Source organism: Blautia ammoniilytica, assembly GCF_025566965.1.
GTDB classification, from domain to species: Bacteria; Bacillota; Clostridia; order Lachnospirales; family Lachnospiraceae; genus Blautia_A; species Blautia_A ammoniilytica.
In genome coordinates this window covers 53,056-72,923 of record NZ_JAOQJL010000001.1, presented here as the reverse complement: position 1 = coordinate 72,923, position 19,868 = coordinate 53,056, and the positions used below count along the sequence as shown (strand labels likewise).

At 44.3% G+C, this 19,868-nt stretch carries 23 protein-coding genes and 1 riboswitch; of the genes, 1 reads left to right on the top strand and 22 read right to left on the bottom strand.

Annotation, left to right across the window (positions count from 1 at the left end; genetic code table 11):
- Positions 1 to 87: 87 nt before the first annotated feature.
- The 20 genes from OCV61_RS00330 to OCV61_RS00235 form a co-directional block, all read right to left on the bottom strand.
- On the bottom strand, positions 88 to 261 hold the full coding sequence (locus tag OCV61_RS00330; protein ID WP_262582558.1) for a hypothetical protein: 174 nt from the start codon (positions 259 to 261) through the stop codon (positions 88 to 90).
- A gap of 99 nt (positions 262 to 360) precedes the next feature.
- Entirely contained in the window at positions 361 to 1,419 is a 1,059-nt protein-coding gene (locus tag OCV61_RS00325) for a cob(I)yrinic acid a,c-diamide adenosyltransferase (RefSeq protein ID WP_158420051.1), read from the bottom strand.
- Positions 1,416 to 1,778, bottom strand: a complete 363-nt coding sequence (locus OCV61_RS00320) for a glycerol dehydratase reactivase beta/small subunit family protein (protein ID WP_158420050.1) — start codon at positions 1,776 to 1,778, stop codon at positions 1,416 to 1,418. The genes OCV61_RS00325 and OCV61_RS00320 overlap by 4 nt, the downstream gene beginning before the upstream one ends.
- A 26-nt stretch (positions 1,779 to 1,804) precedes the next feature.
- Positions 1,805 to 3,628, bottom strand: a complete 1,824-nt coding sequence (locus OCV61_RS00315) for a diol dehydratase reactivase subunit alpha (RefSeq protein WP_158420049.1) — start codon at positions 3,626 to 3,628, stop codon at positions 1,805 to 1,807.
- The gene (locus OCV61_RS00310; RefSeq protein ID WP_244092998.1) at positions 3,625 to 4,023 is read right to left on the bottom strand and encodes a diol dehydratase small subunit; all 399 of its coding nucleotides are present in this window, start codon (positions 4,021 to 4,023) and stop codon (positions 3,625 to 3,627) included. The genes OCV61_RS00315 and OCV61_RS00310 overlap by 4 nt, the downstream gene beginning before the upstream one ends.
- Positions 4,020 to 4,709, bottom strand: a complete 690-nt coding sequence (locus OCV61_RS00305) for a propanediol/glycerol family dehydratase medium subunit (protein ID WP_158420048.1) — start codon at positions 4,707 to 4,709, stop codon at positions 4,020 to 4,022. Before OCV61_RS00305 ends, OCV61_RS00310 begins: the two co-directional genes overlap by 4 nt.
- Before the next feature lie 11 nt (positions 4,710 to 4,720).
- Positions 4,721 to 6,385 carry a propanediol/glycerol family dehydratase large subunit gene (locus tag OCV61_RS00300; RefSeq protein ID WP_158420047.1) on the bottom strand — a complete coding sequence of 555 codons (1,665 nt, stop codon included), beginning with the start codon at positions 6,383 to 6,385 and terminating at the stop codon, positions 4,721 to 4,723.
- A gap of 178 nt (positions 6,386 to 6,563) precedes the next feature.
- Complete coding sequence (locus OCV61_RS00295; protein WP_158420046.1) at positions 6,564 to 7,715, bottom strand: 1-propanol dehydrogenase PduQ; 1,152 nt, start codon at positions 7,713 to 7,715, stop codon at positions 6,564 to 6,566.
- 13 nt (positions 7,716 to 7,728) lie between these two features.
- Positions 7,729 to 8,508, bottom strand: coding sequence for a DeoR/GlpR family DNA-binding transcription regulator (locus tag OCV61_RS00290; protein ID WP_158420045.1), 780 nt, complete (start codon positions 8,506 to 8,508; stop codon positions 7,729 to 7,731).
- Positions 8,509 to 8,542: 34 nt separating this feature from the next.
- Positions 8,543 to 9,091, bottom strand: a complete 549-nt coding sequence (locus OCV61_RS00285) for a BMC domain-containing protein (protein WP_158420044.1) — start codon at positions 9,089 to 9,091, stop codon at positions 8,543 to 8,545.
- A gap of 16 nt (positions 9,092 to 9,107) precedes the next feature.
- Positions 9,108 to 10,436 carry a 4Fe-4S dicluster domain-containing protein gene (locus OCV61_RS00280; protein ID WP_158420043.1) on the bottom strand — a complete coding sequence of 443 codons (1,329 nt, stop codon included), beginning with the start codon at positions 10,434 to 10,436 and terminating at the stop codon, positions 9,108 to 9,110.
- 4 nt (positions 10,437 to 10,440) lie between these two features.
- Positions 10,441 to 10,707: a EutN/CcmL family microcompartment protein gene (locus OCV61_RS00275; protein WP_158420042.1), complete on the bottom strand. Its 267-nt coding sequence runs from the start codon at positions 10,705 to 10,707 to the stop codon at positions 10,441 to 10,443.
- Between the two features lie 112 nt (positions 10,708 to 10,819).
- Positions 10,820 to 11,431 carry a phosphate propanoyltransferase gene (gene pduL / locus OCV61_RS00270; RefSeq protein ID WP_416796795.1) on the bottom strand — a complete coding sequence of 204 codons (612 nt, stop codon included), beginning with the start codon at positions 11,429 to 11,431 and terminating at the stop codon, positions 10,820 to 10,822.
- A 75-nt stretch (positions 11,432 to 11,506) separates the two neighbouring features.
- Entirely contained in the window at positions 11,507 to 11,785 is a 279-nt protein-coding gene (locus tag OCV61_RS00265) for a BMC domain-containing protein (RefSeq protein ID WP_158420208.1), read from the bottom strand.
- 134 nt (positions 11,786 to 11,919) lie between these two features.
- Positions 11,920 to 12,228, bottom strand: a complete 309-nt coding sequence (locus OCV61_RS00260) for a BMC domain-containing protein (RefSeq protein WP_158420040.1) — start codon at positions 12,226 to 12,228, stop codon at positions 11,920 to 11,922.
- Positions 12,229 to 12,257: 29 nt separating this feature from the next.
- Entirely contained in the window at positions 12,258 to 12,533 is a 276-nt protein-coding gene (locus OCV61_RS00255) for a BMC domain-containing protein (protein WP_158420039.1), read from the bottom strand.
- Positions 12,534 to 12,628: 95 nt separating this feature from the next.
- On the bottom strand, positions 12,629 to 12,943 hold the full coding sequence (locus OCV61_RS00250) for a BMC domain-containing protein (RefSeq protein ID WP_158420038.1): 315 nt from the start codon (positions 12,941 to 12,943) through the stop codon (positions 12,629 to 12,631).
- Positions 12,944 to 12,967: 24 nt separating this feature from the next.
- Positions 12,968 to 14,191: a zinc-binding dehydrogenase gene (locus OCV61_RS00245; RefSeq protein ID WP_158420037.1), complete on the bottom strand. Its 1,224-nt coding sequence runs from the start codon at positions 14,189 to 14,191 to the stop codon at positions 12,968 to 12,970.
- 17 nt (positions 14,192 to 14,208) lie between these two features.
- Positions 14,209 to 15,597, bottom strand: coding sequence for an aldehyde dehydrogenase family protein (locus OCV61_RS00240; protein ID WP_158420036.1), 1,389 nt, complete (start codon positions 15,595 to 15,597; stop codon positions 14,209 to 14,211).
- A gap of 22 nt (positions 15,598 to 15,619) precedes the next feature.
- The gene (locus OCV61_RS00235) at positions 15,620 to 16,426 is read right to left on the bottom strand and encodes a class II aldolase/adducin family protein (protein ID WP_158420035.1); all 807 of its coding nucleotides are present in this window, start codon (positions 16,424 to 16,426) and stop codon (positions 15,620 to 15,622) included.
- 240 nt (positions 16,427 to 16,666) lie between these two features.
- Here OCV61_RS00235 and OCV61_RS00230 point away from each other — a divergent pair, with 240 nt between their 5' ends.
- Positions 16,667 to 17,380 carry a phosphatase gene (locus tag OCV61_RS00230; protein ID WP_158420034.1) on the top strand — a complete coding sequence of 238 codons (714 nt, stop codon included), beginning with the start codon at positions 16,667 to 16,669 and terminating at the stop codon, positions 17,378 to 17,380.
- A gap of 211 nt (positions 17,381 to 17,591) precedes the next feature.
- Here the strand turns inward: OCV61_RS00230 and OCV61_RS00225 are convergent, their stop codons facing one another.
- Positions 17,592 to 17,900, bottom strand: a complete 309-nt coding sequence (locus tag OCV61_RS00225) for a cysteine-rich small domain-containing protein (protein ID WP_158420033.1) — start codon at positions 17,898 to 17,900, stop codon at positions 17,592 to 17,594.
- A 241-nt stretch (positions 17,901 to 18,141) separates the two neighbouring features.
- Positions 18,142 to 18,332, bottom strand: a riboswitch (cobalamin riboswitch).
- A 188-nt stretch (positions 18,333 to 18,520) separates the two neighbouring features.
- Positions 18,521 to 19,861 carry a C40 family peptidase gene (locus OCV61_RS00220; protein ID WP_158420032.1) on the bottom strand — a complete coding sequence of 447 codons (1,341 nt, stop codon included), beginning with the start codon at positions 19,859 to 19,861 and terminating at the stop codon, positions 18,521 to 18,523.
- Between the last annotated feature and the right edge of the window lie 7 nt (positions 19,862 to 19,868).

Here is a 19,868-nt window from a genome sequence, read left to right as displayed (position 1 = left end):
CAGCAGACATGTTTTTTACTTATTCCCTCTTTCGTTTCCTCCATTCTATCAAAGCATCTGCCAGAATACAACCAAAAGAAAACCCTCTCATTTTGCATATTTTGACAGGTTGCACCTGTTTTCCCTTCTGATCCTGTCTTTTTTTCCAACATAAAGATATATTTCACCGAAAGTTTGCAGGATGTTTATATCCACCCTATTTTCATTTTCATCAAAAAAAGACATCTTACATGAAAAAAAACGCAGGTCTGTTTCCTTCATAAAATAAAATGTCTTTTCTAAAATTTCAAGTCGAACGCACGTGAGGCTTGATGCACAGTTCTACATATGGCTGCCCAAAACTGCACCATCACATCTTTATCATAGTACCTGATCCAGAATGCTCAGACCATACTCTGCCAGAGAATGGTCTTCCTCTCCGGTGCCGCCGCTAACACCCAATCCTCCGATAATAGTATCCCCTACTTTCAGGGGTACACCACCGCCAAAGATCACAATCTTTCCATTGTCCATTTTATCCAGTCCATAGAAAGTCCCTCCTGGCTGGGCAAGTGCTGAGAGTTCCATTGTTGTCATTTTAACAGCTACAGAAGTATATGCCTTTTTGATAGCTACATCAAAGCTTACCAGGAATGCGCCATCCATCACATGAACTGCAATGGGATTCCCATCCGGACCGCAGACGGCGATCACAGCCTTCTTTCCTCTTCGCTGTGCCTCCTGTTCTATGGCTTCGATCAGCCTTTTGGCACTGTCCAAAGTAATCTTTCCCTGTATTCCCATTCTTTTCAAAACTTCCTGTATCACCGCCTCACTGACTGGCATTTCCTTCTGTCCCATAATACTTCCTCTGTTCTGCAGATTTTTCTTATCTGCAAATTCTTCTTTTCCTGATGCACTATCTTTTGAATGTCCCATTTCTCTGGCATCTATATACCTTGCCAGTACATAAAGATAATCTGCCAGACGATTCATATATTTTTTTGCACCATTGTCTGCCCCGAATTTCACACTGACCGCAGCCAACACCCGTTCTCCCCGCCTGGCCACAGTACGTGCCACATCCGTCTCTGCTGACAGACGGCTGGCACCTGGAAGAATAAACTCCTTTGGTCTGTCAAACAAACCTTCTAGCCGATCAATTTCTGCTTCCAGAAAACTGGTTTCCTCATCACTGATCCGATAATCCCGTTTATAAGGATCGGCGATCCCAGCCATTAAAGTGATCAGTGTAGACTGGATCTTTTCCAGATTCTGTATCATATCCGGATCCGTTAACATGGATTTTACCAGACCAATGTGACTGGTCAGCTCATCAATGGTGCCAACCAGCTGAATCCTGTCATCTGACTTTGACACATTTTTTGTATGTACAAGACTTGTTGTCCCTTTGTCTCCGCCTTTCGTATAAATATTCATAACAGTGATTCCTCCATTTTTCCGGTTATTACAGATTTAAAGGGCATCTTTTTTACAGCCCTTGCGCTATTGGCTCCCAAATTACGACACTGCCAGAATCTGGGACAATTCAATTCAAAAACATTTTTCCCTTTAGGAAGATGCTGCATCTGCATGGCAAGCTTGCTACCTGTGATCCCGATCCCACAGCCTAGCATAGAGACAGCTGCTGCTTCAAAAGCCAGTGTATCCAGATCTCCCTGACGGCTGTATATACGATATAATACGCCTTCTTCTTCAATCCCGGCACAGACTTCCTTCAGATAATCCTCATCCGGCCTGCAGGTATACAAGATGATCTCCGGCCTGTTCACAACCATTGCCTCTTCTCCTTCCTGTTCTTACTTTACCCTTGGTGTTTCTCCCCAAGATAGGACATCAAAAGCCCTGTTGCTACTGCATTTCTTGGACCTTCTGTCCCTCTGATATTTCCTCGTCCGCATACGATCCTATATTCCGAAAGAGCCGCCATCAGCATCTCTGGTATCTCAAAATCCTCTGCTGAACCGCCAACTAAAACCACATTGGGTATATTTTTAAGGTCATTCCCCGGTGCTATTGTCCTAAGTGCACGAATCGCATTTCTCACAAATACCTTTTTCTTGGCATCCTGCCGCACCTCTAGGATACGTTCCATAGGAATGTCTTCTTCAATCTTCAGCATCTCGCCTGGTGCAAGCAAAACCACATGACCAAAATATCTTGGATCTATGGATTCCGGGAAAAACTGCATAGCTCCATTTTCCAAACGCATATGAAACAGACTTTCCACCTTTCCCATAGGATACTTCTTGATCTGTTCTGCTGTAACCCGGCTGCCAAGACCAAGTTCTGTCTGTATCAGCATGGAAACCAGTTCACCGGCACCTGCCTGATGGGTAGTCCTTACAGAACCATCCGGTTCAAGGACGGCTGCATCTGTAGATCCTCCTCCCATATCCAGAATTGCCAGCGGAAGCCTGGTACCAGGTGTAGTCATTGCACCAAGGGAAGCCATCACTGCCTCCACCCCGGCAACTGATGCCTTTACGTGGAGCTCTTCCTCTAATCTGTCTGCGATCTGCTGCATAGGCAGATGCTGGGTCTTTACCATAGCTGCAATGCCAACCGCCTTCTCCATACAGGTTTCTCCAGCCAGAGATCCGCTGATCTCTACAGGCGCCAGGGTGTCCACAGCCAGGATGTCTGTGATCCGTATCTCATCTCCTTTGCTGCCAGCTACCTCAGCCATACCATTCTTGATCCGCTTCAACATATTTCCCACATTGGTATTATCCTGCCCTGTAATATCCTGGATCTCCCCTGCCTGGGCAACTGCTTCCATGATCACATCTGCACCTGCATCAATATTCACCTGCAGATCTTTCTCCCCTTTTAAATGGATCTCCCCTGCCGGCAGAATATTCTCTCTCATATTTCCATGAGGTGTGCGGATCACTACTGCACTTCTTTTTCCCACAAGACTTTTGGCAATAGGAGTAATGGCTTTTGTTTCCTGTGCATCCAGCCCGAGAAGGGTTGCGATCCCATAAGGGTTGGAAAGCATCCTGACAGATGTACCTGGCAAGGCAACCTCAATAGCAGCCAGCTTTCCTTCTGGAATCCTGGTAATATGTTTCACTTCATCCACAATGGGCATCTTGCGGTTCAATCTATTTTCCACAAGTACAGCCTCATCTGCCTGAAGGATCAGTCCTCGGATATCCAGTTCCGGCAGAAACTGGTTCAGCCTGGCGGCTGCTTCTTCATATGAAAATCTGTTAGACACAGCTACTATATAGGCTGCTCCTGCCTCGCCCTTCCATAAATTCTCAAGAAATATCAGACGGCCGACCGCCTCTCCTGCACCTGCTGGTGTAGAAGGATTATGTCCAATCATGGAAGACTCTGTAATGATCGTCTCTGTAATGGTTTCCATTGCAGTATCCCCGATCACAGGTGCAGCCTCATTCAAACGAATAAGGGAAAGCCGCTCCACAGGCTCATGGATCCGCTCCATTGCTTCTGTAAGAGCTGCCTTGATCCCGTGAACATTAGGCAATGTTCCCTTGGTACCCGTGGTCATCCTGGAAGCACTGGAAAGAAAGCGGAATCTGCCATTGTCTTCTATCGCCCCAATACATACTTCAGTTGTGGAATTTCCTATATCAACACCAGCAATCAGTTTCAAAGAAGAATTCCCCTTTTTTCATATATTTCTGCTGCTTCCAGTACAAGCTTTGCACAATGGGGCGCCTGGTATTTTTCCAGAAGCTCCTGTGCCATCAGCACCAGTTCCTTTTTCGAAGAACGATTAGGTCGCAGCTTGTTGTACATATCTAAAATCACATCATCCGGAACATTCACCAATTCTGACGCTCTCTCAAAATTTGCAGTCATCTGAGGATTATCTGCTTCTTGGGCTACTTTTCCCTGACGTTTCAGCATTTCAGATGAAATCTTAATGTCTTCAGCTGTTACATTTCCTTTTTTAACTTCTTCCAGAGTGATCTCATTCAACTTTTTCCCTGTCTTAGAAGTTATGGTATCTGCTTCATTTTGTCCAAGAGGATAATTACTCATCATACTCCCTCCCAACTGATCATCCCTTTTTCCGGATCCAGCTGTTCTGTCTCCACAATATGCATCAGAGCTGCCTTTACCTGATATTTGGCACGCACCATAGGGTCATTGGTACATTCAATAGGTGTTACTTTCTCCCCTTTTGCATATTTGGCAGCATTTCTGCCAATCTTCCTGTAAGTATCCAATGACATCAGCGGTGCCTGCGGAAATAGTTCCAGATTAGATAAGGGATATAGATCCTTTTGATGGATCACAGTGGTACCTTTTGACTGGATCCCTATACCAATCCCTGAACCGGAAAGCTTGGCAGCCTGAAGTGCCATAAATCCAACGTCTGAAGTGTCCAGAACCTTTACAACTCTGGAAACCATGCCTTCTTCCTCAATCCCAGCCTGTACATTCTGCAAAACCTTATCTAAAGGAATCCCACAGATCGTAGAGCGAATCTCTGTCTGAAAAGCAGCTCCCACACCGATTACGATCTCTTTTGGATCAGTGCCCTGTTCTGCTTTTACAGTGTCCTTATAAGAATGCTTTGGCTTCATCCGTGTTCTTCCGGCAAGTTTATAGCCTTCTTTGTTGTTTGTTGTATCTCTTACTGTATCCAAGTGGAGCTGCCCGTTTTTCTGCAACTGTTCCACTACTGCTGCAGTAACAGCACGTATCAGTTGTTCATCTATTTTCATAACACAGCCTCCTAAAATTCGTCTACATTGATCCTATGAGGAATGGCTTTGATTTCTTCCCAACGCTCTCCTGTTACACGATAACCGGTTCCCGGTCCCATATAATCATTAGGTGTATTAACCCCGGACATTACCTGAAAATGTTCATCCAGGATAGCAGCTGTGTGCATATAATCACCAATCACTCTTTGCTTCAGCATGTTCAGGATACTTTGTGCCAGTTCCTCAAATCCGCTTTCTGCCAATGCTTTCACCACATCAATCCCTGTGATCCCACGCTTCATCAGATCATCCGCTGCCATAATATCTGCTGCAGAATCTCTGTTCAATGTATCTTTACTTCCATGTGCATAGGTAACTGCTTCCACCTGTTCATCGGTAATCTCAGTAAGCCCCAGGTATTTAAATACTGCCTGAACTGCCTTTCCTGCAGTGCGGCGTACACGGATCACTTCATCCTCAGTAACCGGCCTGAGCCCGCCATCCACCTGCATATCTCTTTGCATTACATTGTAATCATCAAAATCCTCTGCATCAAAATTGGAGCCTGCAAACATATTATCGTAATTTGGCTCAGCCGCGTAACCAGAAAAAATAAAATCCGTTCCAGGCATAAACTGAAGCATAGTTCTTGCTGTCCTTCTCATGTCTGAGTTAGAAAAGCTTTGGTCATTGGAAGATGCACATTCCAGTCCCAAAAGTGCTGCCACAAGATTTTCTCCCATAACCTCACGGATACCAGCCGGAACGCCGGCCGCAACACCAATACAGCTTACAGAACCATTCTGGATTCCCTGGGAACCAGCGCCTTTGGTTACATAAAGGCATCTGCATTCCAGATAAAGCATGGATTTCTGTTCACTGCTTCCCATCAATACTTCGGAGCCTGCACCTGAAGTAAATCTGACTTTTAGACCTCTGGAGGCATAAGCTGAATTAAGAAATGCCTTTGAATAAGGAGTATCATCCCCATCAATAAAGACTTTCTCGGTTCCATATACAGACAATGTCTCTGCGTAGGTAGTAAACCCACGAATCCCCAGTTCCAACTCTGTGGCCTCTTCTGCAGAGCACTGGGTCAGAACTCCCTTCTTGCCAGCCTGTGAGCCAATCAGAAGTGCTATGGCATTAAAAGGCGCATATCTTGCCACACCCATGGTGGTTTCTTCTTCCCTGAATCCACGAAGTGCACCTTCAGCAGCATCTGCTGCAATCTGCACCGGATCGTCCTTCAGATTTGTAATATGTGCCTGATTGCCTGGCACCTTTCTTGCACGCATTTTCTGCATGCCCATCATCATTTCCACCACGTTCAGATGATTGATCACTTCTGCCATTTTTGCAGGTGTGATCCCTGATACGATCGAAAGGATTTCTTTTCTGGATACGGAAATATCTACGATCTTCCGTGCGATCTCAAGAGAAGGCACCGCCATGGACGCTTCTGCCCGATCCACCCGAATTGCATAATCTGCAATGAACTGATCCAGAAAATCAAAATCTCCTCTTTTCTTTCCGTCCAGTTCTGTAATCATTCCATTCTCTACCTTTACCGATGGTTTGGGATCGTAAGGACTGTGCATTGCCACAAATCCCATCTCCGGCCACTCATCAATAAAACCATCCAGATTTACTGCCCGCTTGTCTAAAGCTTCTATTCTTTTTGATCTTTTCATAGTATCTACCTTTTCTAATAAAAAGACTTTTTAAGTGATACGTCCCTGCATTCCGCATAACAGAAACGTATATGTTCATTAGTTAAGCGGATATCCGTGACCCGCCCGGCTAATTAATTAGGTTCAAAACTGTATATATTTACAGGACAGTTATGGAACTGTCCTGCTGCTTGCTCATTTAAAAAGACCAGAGTTTTGTATAGATCTTTACGATGTCTTCTTTGGTAGGAACTCTTGGATTAGTAGCTGTACATGCATCTGCCAAAGCTGCCTCGGCCATCCGGTCGATTGCTGCAAAATAAACATCCGGTGTGATCGTTTTCATTTCCTGAATGGTCAACGGTATGTTCATCTCTTTTTGCATAAACTGGATCCAGTTCACAAGAGAACGTACACTCATCACTTTATTATAATTGCTTAGTCCAAGGACGTGTGCAATATTAGAATACCGCTTCACAGCCGGAAGATATTCCTTCTGGCTCTTGCTGTGTTTATTGATATTTGCATTGAACTCCACAATATGGGGAAGAAGCATTGCATTCGCCCTTCCATGGGGAATATGGAACATAGCACCTAGCTGATGTGCCATACTGTGGGTAATCCCCAATCCTGCCGTGTTAAAGGAAAGCCCTGCAAGGCAGGAAGCTACATGCATCTTCTGGCGTGCATGCATATCATTGCCATCCAGATAAGCACGAAGTAAGAATACACCACATATCTCAATTGCCTTCTCAGCCAATGCTGCTGAAAATTCATTGTGATCCGTGCTTACATAAGACTCCAGTGCATGGGTAAATACGTCCATTCCTGTATCTGCTGTTACAGAAGCAGGTACACTGCGAACCAGTTCTGCATCCAGGATGGCCTCATCCGCCGTAAGGCTGTCAGATACAAGCGGGTATTTTACCTGGGCATCTGTATCATTTACAACCGCAAAGGAAGTCACCTCTGAGCCAGTCCCACTTGTGGTAGGAATGGCAATCAGGCCTACCTTTCCATAATTATTGATCTTTAAAGCGAATTCACGGATGGCTTTGGAGGAATCAATGGCAGATCCGCCGCCCACAGCAATCACTGCTTCCGGCTGATACTCCAGAAACTTTTTCACTCCTTCAGCAATCTTCCCTATTGGTGCATCCGGTACTACATCTGTAAAAAGATCATACTGTATCCCTCCGCTTTTCAGTGGTGCTGTGATCAGATCGATCATATCCCCATTTGCAATAAAAGGATCTGTAATGATCAGCACTCTTTTATAAGGAATCACCTTCAGCCGCTCCAGTGAATTATCACCAAAATGGATCACTGTTTTCATTTCAAATGTTTTCATAACCACATGCTCCTTATTCTTCTGATTCGCAGGATGGGTACAGGCACTTTATATCCCATTCATCAAAAAGCTGCATCCACTCATCAGCTGGTCTTACATCTGTCACCACAATATCCACATCTTTAAAAGAACCTGCTATGCAAAAAGCTGACTGGTCAAATTTGCCATTATCCAGCACAAGAATCTTCTTTCTTCCCGAAGCGATCATTGCACGCTTGGCACAGCCGAATGCTTCCTGGGATTCCATGATCCCTCTATTTCGATCCAGTGCTTTGCAGGAAAAAATAGCAGTATCCACATAATAAGACCTGAAAGCTTCATCGGTCTTTGAACCAAGAAATGCCAGATATCCTTCTTTCATCGTCCCACCAGTAGACAGGATGTTCCAGCCTGACACATCAGTCAATTCCAGGAGGATTTCCATGGAATTAGTTAAAAGAGTGAGTTTCTCTTTACTTTTCAATGCTTTTGCAATGAATACATCTGTAGTACTGGCATCCATGGAGATTGTTTCTCCCTCATGGATCAGGGAGGCTACAATCTCTGCCATTCTCTGTTTGCCGATCACATTCTGATTCTTACGGATGTTAAAAGGCAGATCAATACTTACATTCTCATTGATCACCGCACCACCGTAGCTTTTAATGGCAAGCCCTTCTTTTTCAAGCTTATCCAGGTCACGGCGTATGGTTTCCTCAGAGACGTTATAAAGCTGGCTGAGTTCGCTGACCACAACCCGCTTTTCTTCCTGCAGTTTTGTTAAAATCAAGTTCCGTCTCTCTAATGCGAGCATTAATCTGCCTCCTTTTTCTTTTTTTTGTTGTAAATTACAAGATACTGTCGATCATTCTCCTGTCCGGATGTGCAATAACGGAGGAATCAAGGTACATTCCCTTTTCCGCAACAAGTTCCTTTGCTCTCTGGATAGATGCTTCCACAGCAGAAACCTCTCCTGTGATCATCATATAGGACTTTCCGCACATACCTTTAGCAATACGAAGTTCGATCAGATCTACGATAGCTGTCTTAGCAGCCTGGTCAGCAGCTTCAATAATGGAGGCTGCGTCATAAGTTTCAAGTATTCCCAGGGCACTGATTTCTTCCACCTGTGTGGTACCGTAAATAGCCGGGAAAATAGATTCATGAGGATTGCCAAGGACAAAACTGTCAATACATTTATCCTCATAAGTAGTTACTGCTGTCTCAACAGCAGCTTTTACTGCGCTCAGATCTCCGGTTATAATTGCAATATATTTGCCCGGACATACGGTCTGTGCCTCCACGATCTCCACTTCCGATGTTTTTACCATAGCATCTGCAGCGGTTACACCTGTGGATGTGGTTTTAAATTCAATCATCCCGATTGCTTTGCTCATGTTCTGTCCGTCCTTTCTACATCTTTGCAATTACAATATAACGGTCTGTTACTTCTGTTACTTTACCTGTGATCGATGCATGAATCCCTACACTTAAACCATTTGCAGGTGCTCCGATCATCTGACCCCTCTCAACCTGATCTCCTGCCTTTACAATTGCCTGGGCAGGGGCTCCGATATGCTGGCTTAAAAGGATCCGAACTTTTGGTACAGGTACGAGAGTTTCATCCAGTGGTGCATTCTTATCATATCTGGTAAGTCCAAGCCTTGCCATCAATCTTTCTTCAGGCACCTTACGATACTCTCTGGATTCTTTTACCGGCACCGGCTGAACCCCCTGCGGAGGTCTGATCCCGGCATTACGTAACCCGCCTTTCATGTCTGCCAGCAAAGTCCTTGGTGCCAGACTCTGTGGACATGCATACATTTCACAAACACCGCAGGAACTGCAGAAACTTGCATTTATGTATGGATTCAGATCCTGAAAATCATGATTGGATGCTGCTCTCATAAAGCGTGCCGGATCAATCGGATGTCCCAGATTATTTCTCGGGCACAGATCCGTACAGGTATTACACTGGCAGCAAATTGATGCTGCTCTTTTCAAATCTATAGAAGAAGTCCTCTGCTTCTTCTGCACGATCAGATGATCCTTAGGCAGGATCAGGATCGCATTTGTCGTCTTTGTCACCGGATCAGAAGGCTGCCCAATACGTCCCATCATCGGTCCGCCAACAAAATATACCGGATCTTTTACTGTAATACCGCCTGCCTGCTCCACTACCTCTTCCAGTGTACAGCCAAGAGGAACTCTTACAGTTACTGGTTTATTTACCTCTGCAACAACAGATACATATTTGTCTGTTACAGGTTTTCCTGACTCTACAGCCCTGTATACGTTATACAAAGTCTCTACATTAAAAACGGCCACACCCTGCTCAATAGGAAGTCCGCCAGGTCTTACGACTCTGCCGGTAGCTTCATAAATCAGCACTACCTCGTCTCCCATAGGATAAACTTCGTCCAGAAGATGAATCCTCATTCCCGGAAATTCTTCAATATGCTGCTTCAAAGCATTTACCGTCTGTGTATAGGACCTTTTGATCCCGATAATCGCTTCTGACGCTCCCACAGTCTCTGCAACCATATGGAAGGTCTTCATGATCTCATATGCGTGCTTCTCTAATAACTGTCTGTGTAATTTCAGTAATGGCTCGCACTCTGCACAGTTCATGAGAATCGTATCCGCTTTATCGGTCAGTTTCATGTATGTAGGAAATCCGGCACCGCCGGCACCAACTACACCATTCTCTTGAATAATTTTCTGTAACTCTTTAATTTCCATGGCGTTACTCCAATCCCGCACCATCGTCTACAATACCTACAATAGCTGCATCCACCGGTGCTGTTTCTACGCCGCAGCCGATTCTTGCTGCGCTTCCCTGTGCCACCAATACATATTCTCCGATCCCTGCACCGATAATATCAATGGCAACGATCTGACTGAGGTCACCTTTCATATGATGGACAGGCTCAACGATCATAAATTTATTGCCTACCAGTTTTTCACTTTTCCGTGTAGAAACCACGCTGCCAACTACTTTGCCTATAATCATATGAACCTCCAGTATTCTAAATCCACCTGCAGGAACTGTCCAGATATCCTGTTGGATCCCTGTGGAACAGTCCCTGCAGGAGAAAAACTATTATTGCGTTCTTTATCAGATCTTACTTGATAATCGTTACGGTATTACCAGTAGCGATCTGTGCCGCATTCGCCTCATCTGTATCGATGTGCATCTCTAATGTAAAGCTGTCATCCACACGGATCTTAACATGATTGAAAATCGTTCCACGTTCATTGTCTGCCTTCACAGAAACAATGTCACCGTCCCTGACTCCTGCTGCCTGAGCATCCTTTGGAGACATATGTATATGACGCATTGCCACAATACATCCCTCTTTCAGATAGATGGCACCTTTAGGTCCAACAATCGCAATAGGGGCACTGCCCTTCACATCACCGGACTCTCTTACAGGCACCTTCATGCCAAGCTTAATAGCATCTGTGGCAGAAACCTCTACCTGAGATGCTTTCCGCACAGGTCCAAGAATACGTACATTCTCAATCGCACGAAGCTTCAATCCAACAATTGTCACTGTTTCATTAGAAGCAAACTGTCCGCCCATCAGCTCTTTTTTCTTTGTAAGCTGATATCCTGAACCAAACAGTGCCTCTACATGTTCCTGTGTCAGGTGGATGTGTCTTGCAGAAACTCCGATAGGCACCATAAAACCATTGCCTTTTTCTTCTTTTTTATTGATTGCATTGATCACCATTTTCGTGATCAGCTCAATGTTATTGGTTTCCAAGATTGCACCCGCTTTCTTTCCGATTGTATTCTATCCTGTGGATTATTTTAAAACCGGAAGGATCTTTTCTACATCGTTATGTGGTCTTGGGATCACGTGTGTAGCAACCAGTTCACCAAGTCTGGATGCTGCTGCGCTTCCTGCCTCAACAGCAGATTTAACAGCTCCTACATCGCCACGAACCATAACTGTTACCAGTCCGGATCCGATCTTCTCTGTTCCAACAAGTGCAACATTTGCTGCTTTGCACATCTGGTCAGCTGCCTCAATTGATGCTGTAAGTCCTCTGGTTTCAACCATTCCTAATGCTTCCTGTGTCATTCTTTTTTCCTCCTTATGATCTGTCTGTGATCTTTCTACAGGTTCTTTTTTGATTGTTGTCTTCGCCGTTCTTCTCCTGGGAGCGGCAGCCTTTTTCGGGGCTTCATTTTCCGCTGTATTTTTCTCGTCAGCCATTATTCATCCCCCTGTACTTCAGATTTTTTCCATCGGCTCGCGCTTAATTCCACTATCTTGACAATCTCTTCATGGGGGCGGGCGATCACTGCATAACTGACCGGTTTCTTGATAGCCTTTGCTACAGCAGTCTCTACCGCCTCTGTTACAGCCGCCACATCGCCTTCTACGATGATCGTCACCAGTCGTCCGCCCAGCTTGCGTTCCCATGACGCCAGCTGAACATCTGCGGTTTTACACATAATGTCCAGGGCATCCATAGCCGCCACAACACCTGTGATTTCGATAAAGCCATATGATTTATTCATGAGCGAACTCCTTAATTACCTGATTCTTTTCAGATGGTAGGAAGGATCTTTTCTACATCATTGTGTGGTCTTGGAATCACATGTGTAGCAACCAGTTCTCCAAGACGGGATGCTGCTGCGCTTCCGCTCTCTACTGCAGCCTTAACAGCTCCTACATCTCCACGAACCATAACTGTTACCAGTCCGGATCCAATCTTCTCTGTTCCGATCAGAGATACCTCTGCTGCTTTGGTCATTGCATCTGCTGCTTCGATTGCTGCTGTAAGTCCTCTGGTTTCAACCATTCCTAAAGCTTCCTGTGCCATTTTTTAATCCTCCTGAATTATCTAAGTAAACTGTATTGTTATCGTCTGTTGCTTCTGTCTTGTATTGTATAGTATCTTTTTTATTTCTGCAATGTCTATTGCCTATCCAGGGCACTAATCTTTAACATTTTTTCTGTACCGGTATCCGGATTTGGAATCACATAATGCTGAACCACACCGGTCATGCTTTTTGCAACTTTCATACCTGCTTCTACAGCTGCTGTCACATCCGATACGCTGCCCCGATATTTAATGCAGACAAGAAGTGGTACTGGCAGGCTGTCCGCATTGGCAGGTTTGTTCTTATCAAAAACCTCCAGATGGACATTTGCTGCCTTACAACCGGCATCGGCTGCCACGAAAGCCGTTGTCAATCCGAACACCTCTAAAATTCCTACAGCTTCTGCCATCTCTTCTCTCCTTTATCCCGCCGGTTATTTATTAATGATCGCAATCTTCAGTCCTGTCATTGCAAGATTGGTCTTATGCGCTTCGTTGATCTCTTCCAGGGGGAATCTGTCTGTGATCAGATCTGACATTGGAAGACCGATGCCTTTTGCCCTCTTCAGGAAATCAAATGTAGTTGCATAATCTCTCAGTGTATATACCCAGGAACCAACTGTTGTGATCTCTTTGGAGCAAATATCAAAATGAGGATTAATGGTAGCATCTCCTCCATTAATGAAGAATCCCAGCTCGCATAAGCCACCGCCGTTGCGGATAAACTTATAAATATTGGAATGTGCTACCGGGGATCCTGTACACTGGAAAGCAAAATCAGCAAGATGTCCACCGAATGCATCTTTTACTGCACCTGCAAGTGCCTCAATACCCTTGTGGTCTTTAAAGTTTACAGTCATGCTTGCGCCCATTCTCTTGGCAAAATCAAGACGTTTCTGTTCTCCATCTACTGCACAGATATTTTCAATACCCATGGTGCGAAGTACTGCGATACAGATCAGACCGATAGGGCCGCATCCCTGTACAACAACTCTGCTGTTAAACCGAAGGATGCCTGTTGTCTTCGCTCTTTCTACTGCGTGCACCAAAACTGCACTTGGCTCGATCAGAATACGGGAATCCAAATCCAGATCGCTTACATTAAAGAACGTAGATCCGAAGCTGCCGCCTCTGATATAGATATAATCAGAAAACCATCCATTCAGATGAATATCATCGTCAGGAAGCAGTCCATAAACATCTGCGCCGCCTACATTCTTCTTATTCAGATCATACATTGTAATGTCAGGATCATCTTTAAAAATCATACAGGTAACAACCTTATCACCGATCTTAACAGGTTTTCCGGCTGTATCTGCCTTTACATTCTTACCCATGGCAACGATCTCACCAGTTCCTTCATGTCCCAGTGCAACCGGGATCAGGCTGAACGGATCTCTTTTAAACTCATGAGCATCTGTACCACAAATACCACATCCTTCTACCTTTACAAGGATGTCATCATCTCCAACAGGAGGAATCGGGAACTCCTTAATATCGTAATGCTCAAGTGCTGTCAACATAGCAACCCTTGCTGTTTTCGGAATGCTGCCTGTTGAAGGTGCAGGTGCTGCTTTGGAAGGAGCAGAGGCATTTCCTGACATTCCTGCAAGTACCTGTTTTACTATTTCTTCAATATTTACATTATTCATATCCATTATCTACCATCCTCCTGTCAGCGAATGCAAAGGCTGTCTGCCATTACACAACGTCTTCTCTTTGTAAAGGTGCTTGCGCTTGTAAGACCCTCGCCTGTACGGCTGGCAATGGTAAAGGTACAATAGCCTTCTCCGCCAAAGCCAAGAGCAGCATAAGACGGTGCATTCTTTACAAGAATTGCTGTATCGATTGCTTTCGCATACTTGGTAATGTTATCAATATTTTTAGAATGAATGTGAGCAGAGTGACGATTGCCATGTTCAAGCCATACAGCCTGTTCTACTGCATCATCAAAATCTTTTGCTCTTACTACACCAAGAATCGGCATCATAAGCTCTGTGGTGATCAGAGGATGCTCCTTTGGTCCTTCAAATACAATACACCGGATGTTTGCAGGTACATTTACACCAATCATGGAAAGTAATGTTCTGGCATCACGTCCCACACATTTACGATTCAGCTTGCCGCCTGCAAGTACAACCTCTGTAAGTTTATCCTGTTCTTCTTTAGAAGCAAGATAACAGTCATTCTCTGTCACAAGGTAATGCATCAGTTCATCTACGATGGAAGAAACTGCAACGATCTCCTTCTCTGCAATGCAGGGAAGATTGTTATCAAATGTACAGCCATTCACAATATCCTGTGCAGCCTTGCGCACATCTGCGGTCTCATCCACCAGTGCCGGAGGATTGCCGGCACCTGCACCGATCCCTCTTTTACCGGAAGAAAGAACTGCTGTTACAACACCAGGACCTCCAGTGGCTGCGATCAACGGAATGTCCTTGTGCTTCATCATGATCTCACTTGTATCCAGTGTTGGTTTTTCTACGGTTACAGCTATATTATCAGGCCCGCCTGCTTCCAGAGAGGCCTCATTTAAAAGATTGATTGCATAAATCGATGTTTTGATTGCTGCCGGATGAGGGTTAAATACAACTGTATTTCCACCTGCCAGCATGCCTATTGTATTGCAGAGAATTGTTTCACTTGGGTTGGTACAAGGAGTAATCGCACCGATCACACCAAAAGGTCCCATCTCAATAAGTGTCAGCCCTCTGTCCCCGGACCATGCAGTTGTGCTGATATCCTCTGTACCCGGTGTTTTATCTGCAACCAGATGATGTTTCAGGATCTTATCTCCTACATTTCCCATTCCGGTTTCATCCACACCCATTCGTGCAAGAATTTCTGCATTTTCCTTTGTTTTCCTGCGGATGCAGGTAATAATCTTCTCTCTCTGGTCCATTGACATTGCACGAACGATCTTCTGTGCTTTTTTTGCAGCTTCGATCGCTTCGTTCATATCTTTAAAAACGCCATGTTTTCCGGACGGAGCATCTGCAATCTGCATTTTTGCCATTACTTCCTGTACAATATCCTGTACCATGCTTTCGCTGATTGGCATGAGATTGTCCTCCTAACTTTTCTTACATTCCCAGCTGTTTCATTACCTGTTTAGTGATCTGTGCTACCAGATCTGCATCTCCTGCTACGTCTTTCTTCGCTTCAGAAGAACCACATCCACCACCGCAGTTATGGCAGTTTACGCCATCTTTGTTCAGGCACAGATTTGCAGGATGTTTGCCCGGAAGGCCCATTTTTCTTCTGATCTCATAAAGCTTCTGAACAGTTTCTTTATCAAATTCCTTTGGTCCGCCCAGCATCTTGGACTGGTACAGAAGCTGTGCATAAAACTCAACAGATTCCATCTTCATGTATGCAGCAAGAAGGTCTGTTGACCAGGTAAGTGCGCCATGGCTCTCAAGAAGAACTGCATCATAATATGGAAGATATTTCTCAAGTCTATCCGGAATCTCATTGGTAGATGGAGTACCATACTCAGCAATCGGAACACATCCTAATGCGATAACTGCCTCTGGCATAATCGGCTGTGTAAGAGGAATACCTGCAATTGCAAAAGATGTTGCATATACAGGATGTGCATGTACAACAGATCCTACATCCGGTCTTTTCTGATATACTCTCATGTGCATCTTGATCTCAGAAGAAGGACGGAATCCCGGATTTGCCTGGATCACATTTCCCTTAGCATCTACCTTACAGATATACTCCGGAGTCATAAATCCTTTGGATACACCAGTAGGTGTGCAGAGAAATTCATTGTCATTCAGTTTTACGGAAATGTTACCATCGTTTGCTGCTACCATGTTACGGTTGTAGATACGTTTTCCGATTTCACAAATCTGTTTTTTGATCTCATATTCGTTTACCATGCTTTTTTATCCTCCTTAAGCATATATAGCGTTTCCTGCTCCCTTTTTCGCAGTAACATTTTGTTTCTATTGTGATTCTACCTCATTCCACACAATAAGTCAAGGTAAATCTGTTGTTTTATGTTGTTTTTAAAGGTTTTATTATGTTGTTTTTATTGTTTTTTCAGGAAATCACCTGTTTTTTTTATTGACAAAGCTTTTCACGCTGTGTCATACTGGTAGCAAAGGAGTTGTTTAATTATGTTTTTATCAGATATACACACTCATTCTATTGCCAGTGGCCATGGCACCTCCTGTACCATTACCCAAATGGCAAAAGCAGCTTCATGCAAAGGACTTTCTCTTTTAGGGATCACAGACCATGGTCCTTCTACTATAGGCGCAGGTACTGTTTCTTATTTTCGCAGCCTGTCCGCAGCCCCCAGGAAGCGTTTTGGCATTCAGCTGCTTTTAGGTGCAGAGGTTAATATCCTGGATGAACAAGGCCGGATCGACCTTCCAGCAGATGTGCTTTCAGGCCTTGATTATGCGATTGCCAGTATGCATATCCAAAACCTTCGTCCCGCAGACAGACAGAGCAATACACTTGCACTGTTAAATGTGATGCAGCATCCCTGTGTAAAGGTTCTCGGCCATATTGATAATACTCAATATGATCTTGATTATGAAGCCGTGATCCGGTCTGCCGCACATAGCCAGGTTCTTATGGAGATCAACGAGGCATCTCTTGCGCCTTATGGATACCGTGGCGATACCAGGCCTAATTGCCGCAGGATTTTAGAACTGTGTCTCCAATATCAGGTTCCTGTGCTCCTTTCCAGTGACAGTCATGGGATCTCTCACATCGGTGATTTTACTTATGGGGAAGCTTTTGCAAAAGACTGTAATTTTCCACCGGATCTGATCCTTAATAGCCAGATTCCCAGACTGCTTTCCTTCCTTATGAAAAGATAGGTTTTTATATAACAGGAGCATTAGATAGGTATTTCCATTACATTTTTTACTTTATTGGAACATTACGGAATAATTTCTATAAAAAAAACTGCTGTATGGATTCTCCTTTCAGAGATTTTCCGTACAACAGCTTTTCTTATTTATATCTTTATTACTCTTATCTTTGTTATTCTTGTCACTATTATTCTTGTTTTTATTACTCTTGCCTTTATTATTCCTGTTTATCATTAGCTTTCACGCTTCTGATCTCATCCATCAGTTTTGCAAGTTCCTGATACTTACCGGTTACGTAACCATAATTTCTGCGCTTATGCGGCAGTAAACACCCTGTACAATCTTTCAGGCCTTTTTCCGTATATTTAAAATTCCCTCCGCACTTATCCCCCAGGGCATATAATGGACAATAACAAAACAGGCAATTAAAATCCTGTGGGTCTGCACCTTTGTGGCACGGAAAAAACTCACATTCTTTATGACTGAAAAAGGAATATTCTTTGCCTTCCCAATATTCACCGGCCATTCCATCCGCCTCCTGTTTTTCTTGTAAAAAAGAGGGAGCGATGCTACTTCGGGGTAGAAAATGAACCGTTCATAAATACGCGGAGGGAACGGACATCCGAAGTAGTATCGCCTGCCATTTAATCGGTATAATTCTCATGAACAGGCGCATTCCATAAAAAATGTCTGCTACCATTAAAGAGCAGACAACACTAAGGGGCTGCGGATTCCCCGAAGTTGGTTGTTACACTTTACACGGAAGTTTAACCTCGCCATACTAAGCAGGTTTCCTGACTTCAGGATCATCGCTTCCTCTCCCCTTCTCATGCATCAGCACAATGGGATATTGAGATTGGCTTCCCTGTTACAGTGACCGGATCGCTCAGGACTTTCACCTGATTCCCTCTTCTGTCATCTTCTAGAAATGATCAGCACTTAATATGTTCAATATGGAATTATACTGGTATCATAATACCCTTTTACTATATATTTGTCAATGCTTATTTTTCTATCCCCCCAAAAAAGCTCCCCCCAAAAACTGCCATCTGAAATTTGGGTAATAAAAATCCCTGAGTTCCGGAATGCACAAATAAAAGCACTCCAGTCTCAGGGGATATGTTCTAAATATCTTACTATTTGCTATTATACAAGACGTCTTACAGAGGTAATGGTTCTGTAAGCTGCATTATTACTGATCTTAATACCATCCTTCGCATTGGAAGCATGTACGATCTGTCCATTGCCCATGTAGATTGCCACGTGACCGCCATAGCAGATCAGGTCTCCTGGCTGTGCATCTGCATAAGAAACTTCTGTTCCAGCATTCTGCTGCTCATAAGAAGTTCTTGGAAGGCTGACGCCAAAATTAGCATATACACTCTGTACAAATCCGGAGCAGTCTGCACCACCAGTAAGGCTGGTGCCGCCCCATACATATGGATTGCCAACAAACTGAGTAGCATAATTTACAACAGAAGATCCTGAACCAGAGCCAGAAGATGAAGAACTGGAACTGGAAGAAGAATCAGAGGAGCTTGACTCAGAAGAACTCTGATATTCGCTTGGATCTACTGTATTCTCAGAATCAATCACATTACCATACTCATCATACTGAGTCTCACCAGAGCCTGATGATTCAGAACTGCTTACTGCATTTCCTTCTTCATCATACTGGGTAGAATCATAATCACCATCATTAGATGCCTGTGCAGCAGCTGCTGCTTCTGCCTGGCGTCTTGCCTCTTCTTCTGCTGCGATACGCTCTGCCTCCAGCTGCTCGATCTCAGCCTGCTGTGCTGCAAGAAGATTTGCGTACTCAGTAGCCTGCTGCTGTGCATATGCGATCTCATTCTCACAGTCTGCGGAAGTAGCTCTCTTCTCATCCAGCTGTGCCTGAAGATTCTGTGACTCAGCTTCGTACTCCTGCTTCATGCCTTCTAATTCAGCCTTCTCACCAGTGTACTTTTCCTCCAGCTGCTTTACCTGCTCAATAGTATTAGAATACACTTCCAGGCTCTTTCTGTCCTGCTCATACATCTTCTGTGTATACTCTGCTCTTGTAAGAAGATCTGCAAGATTGTCTGCATTCATCATCATCTGGAACCAGGCATCACTTCCGCCTTTTTCGTATAGATACTGAATACGCTTTTTCATTGCATCGTACTGTTTTTCTTTTGCCTTCTGTGCTTTGCCAAGATCCTGTTTTGTTTTCACGATCTCAGTCTCTTTATTGGAAATATCTGTCTCTAAAGTCTGTATATTGACCATCACATCTACAAGATTGGCATCCAGTGTTGCGATCTCGCCCTCCAGCTGCTGCTTCTGATCCCAGAGTGCACTCATGCGAGCATATGTAGCATCCAGCTGCTGGCTTGTCCAAGCCTGTTCTTCTCTCAGATCATCTTCTCTGGAAGCGCTTACGCTTACTACCTGTGTACCACACATCATTAGTGCAAGTGTGAGACATACGATTCTTTTCTTCATGATTATC

Coding starts and splice junctions, on each gene's coding strand:
- OCV61_RS00235 (WP_158420035.1), bottom strand. CDS start 16,426: ATGGTAAACGAATATGAGATCAAAAAACAGATTTGTGAAATCGGAAAA.
- OCV61_RS00265 (WP_158420208.1), bottom strand. CDS start 11,785: ATGACACAGGAAGCATTAGGAATGGTTGAAACCAGAGGACTTACAGCA.
- OCV61_RS00230 (WP_158420034.1), top strand. CDS start 16,667: ATGTTTTTATCAGATATACACACTCATTCTATTGCCAGTGGCCATGGC.
- OCV61_RS00260 (WP_158420040.1), bottom strand. CDS start 12,228: ATGAATAAATCATATGGCTTTATCGAAATCACAGGTGTTGTGGCGGCT.
- OCV61_RS00275 (WP_158420042.1), bottom strand. CDS start 10,707: ATGATTATAGGCAAAGTAGTTGGCAGCGTGGTTTCTACACGGAAAAGT.
- OCV61_RS00245 (WP_158420037.1), bottom strand. CDS start 14,191: ATGGATATGAATAATGTAAATATTGAAGAAATAGTAAAACAGGTACTT.
- OCV61_RS00240 (WP_158420036.1), bottom strand. CDS start 15,597: ATGCCAATCAGCGAAAGCATGGTACAGGATATTGTACAGGAAGTAATG.
- OCV61_RS00295 (WP_158420046.1), bottom strand. CDS start 7,715: ATGAAAACATTTGAAATGAAAACAGTGATCCATTTTGGTGATAATTCA.
- pduL (WP_416796795.1), bottom strand. CDS start 11,431: ATGGTGATCAATGCAATCAATAAAAAAGAAGAAAAAGGCAATGGTTTT.
- OCV61_RS00310 (WP_244092998.1), bottom strand. CDS start 4,023: ATGATGAGTAATTATCCTCTTGGACAAAATGAAGCAGATACCATAACT.
- OCV61_RS00330 (WP_262582558.1), bottom strand. CDS start 261: ATGAAGGAAACAGACCTGCGTTTTTTTTCATGTAAGATGTCTTTTTTT.
- OCV61_RS00285 (WP_158420044.1), bottom strand. CDS start 9,091: ATGAGCAAAGCAATCGGGATGATTGAATTTAAAACCACATCCACAGGT.
- OCV61_RS00325 (WP_158420051.1), bottom strand. CDS start 1,419: ATGAATATTTATACGAAAGGCGGAGACAAAGGGACAACAAGTCTTGTA.
- OCV61_RS00220 (WP_158420032.1), bottom strand. CDS start 19,861: ATGAAGAAAAGAATCGTATGTCTCACACTTGCACTAATGATGTGTGGT.
- OCV61_RS00290 (WP_158420045.1), bottom strand. CDS start 8,508: ATGCTCGCATTAGAGAGACGGAACTTGATTTTAACAAAACTGCAGGAA.
- OCV61_RS00255 (WP_158420039.1), bottom strand. CDS start 12,533: ATGGCACAGGAAGCTTTAGGAATGGTTGAAACCAGAGGACTTACAGCA.
- OCV61_RS00225 (WP_158420033.1), bottom strand. CDS start 17,900: ATGGCCGGTGAATATTGGGAAGGCAAAGAATATTCCTTTTTCAGTCAT.
- OCV61_RS00305 (WP_158420048.1), bottom strand. CDS start 4,709: ATGAAAATAGATGAACAACTGATACGTGCTGTTACTGCAGCAGTAGTG.
- OCV61_RS00280 (WP_158420043.1), bottom strand. CDS start 10,436: ATGGAAATTAAAGAGTTACAGAAAATTATTCAAGAGAATGGTGTAGTT.
- OCV61_RS00320 (WP_158420050.1), bottom strand. CDS start 1,778: ATGGTTGTGAACAGGCCGGAGATCATCTTGTATACCTGCAGGCCGGAT.
- OCV61_RS00300 (WP_158420047.1), bottom strand. CDS start 6,385: ATGAAAAGATCAAAAAGAATAGAAGCTTTAGACAAGCGGGCAGTAAAT.
- OCV61_RS00250 (WP_158420038.1), bottom strand. CDS start 12,943: ATGGCAGAAGCTGTAGGAATTTTAGAGGTGTTCGGATTGACAACGGCT.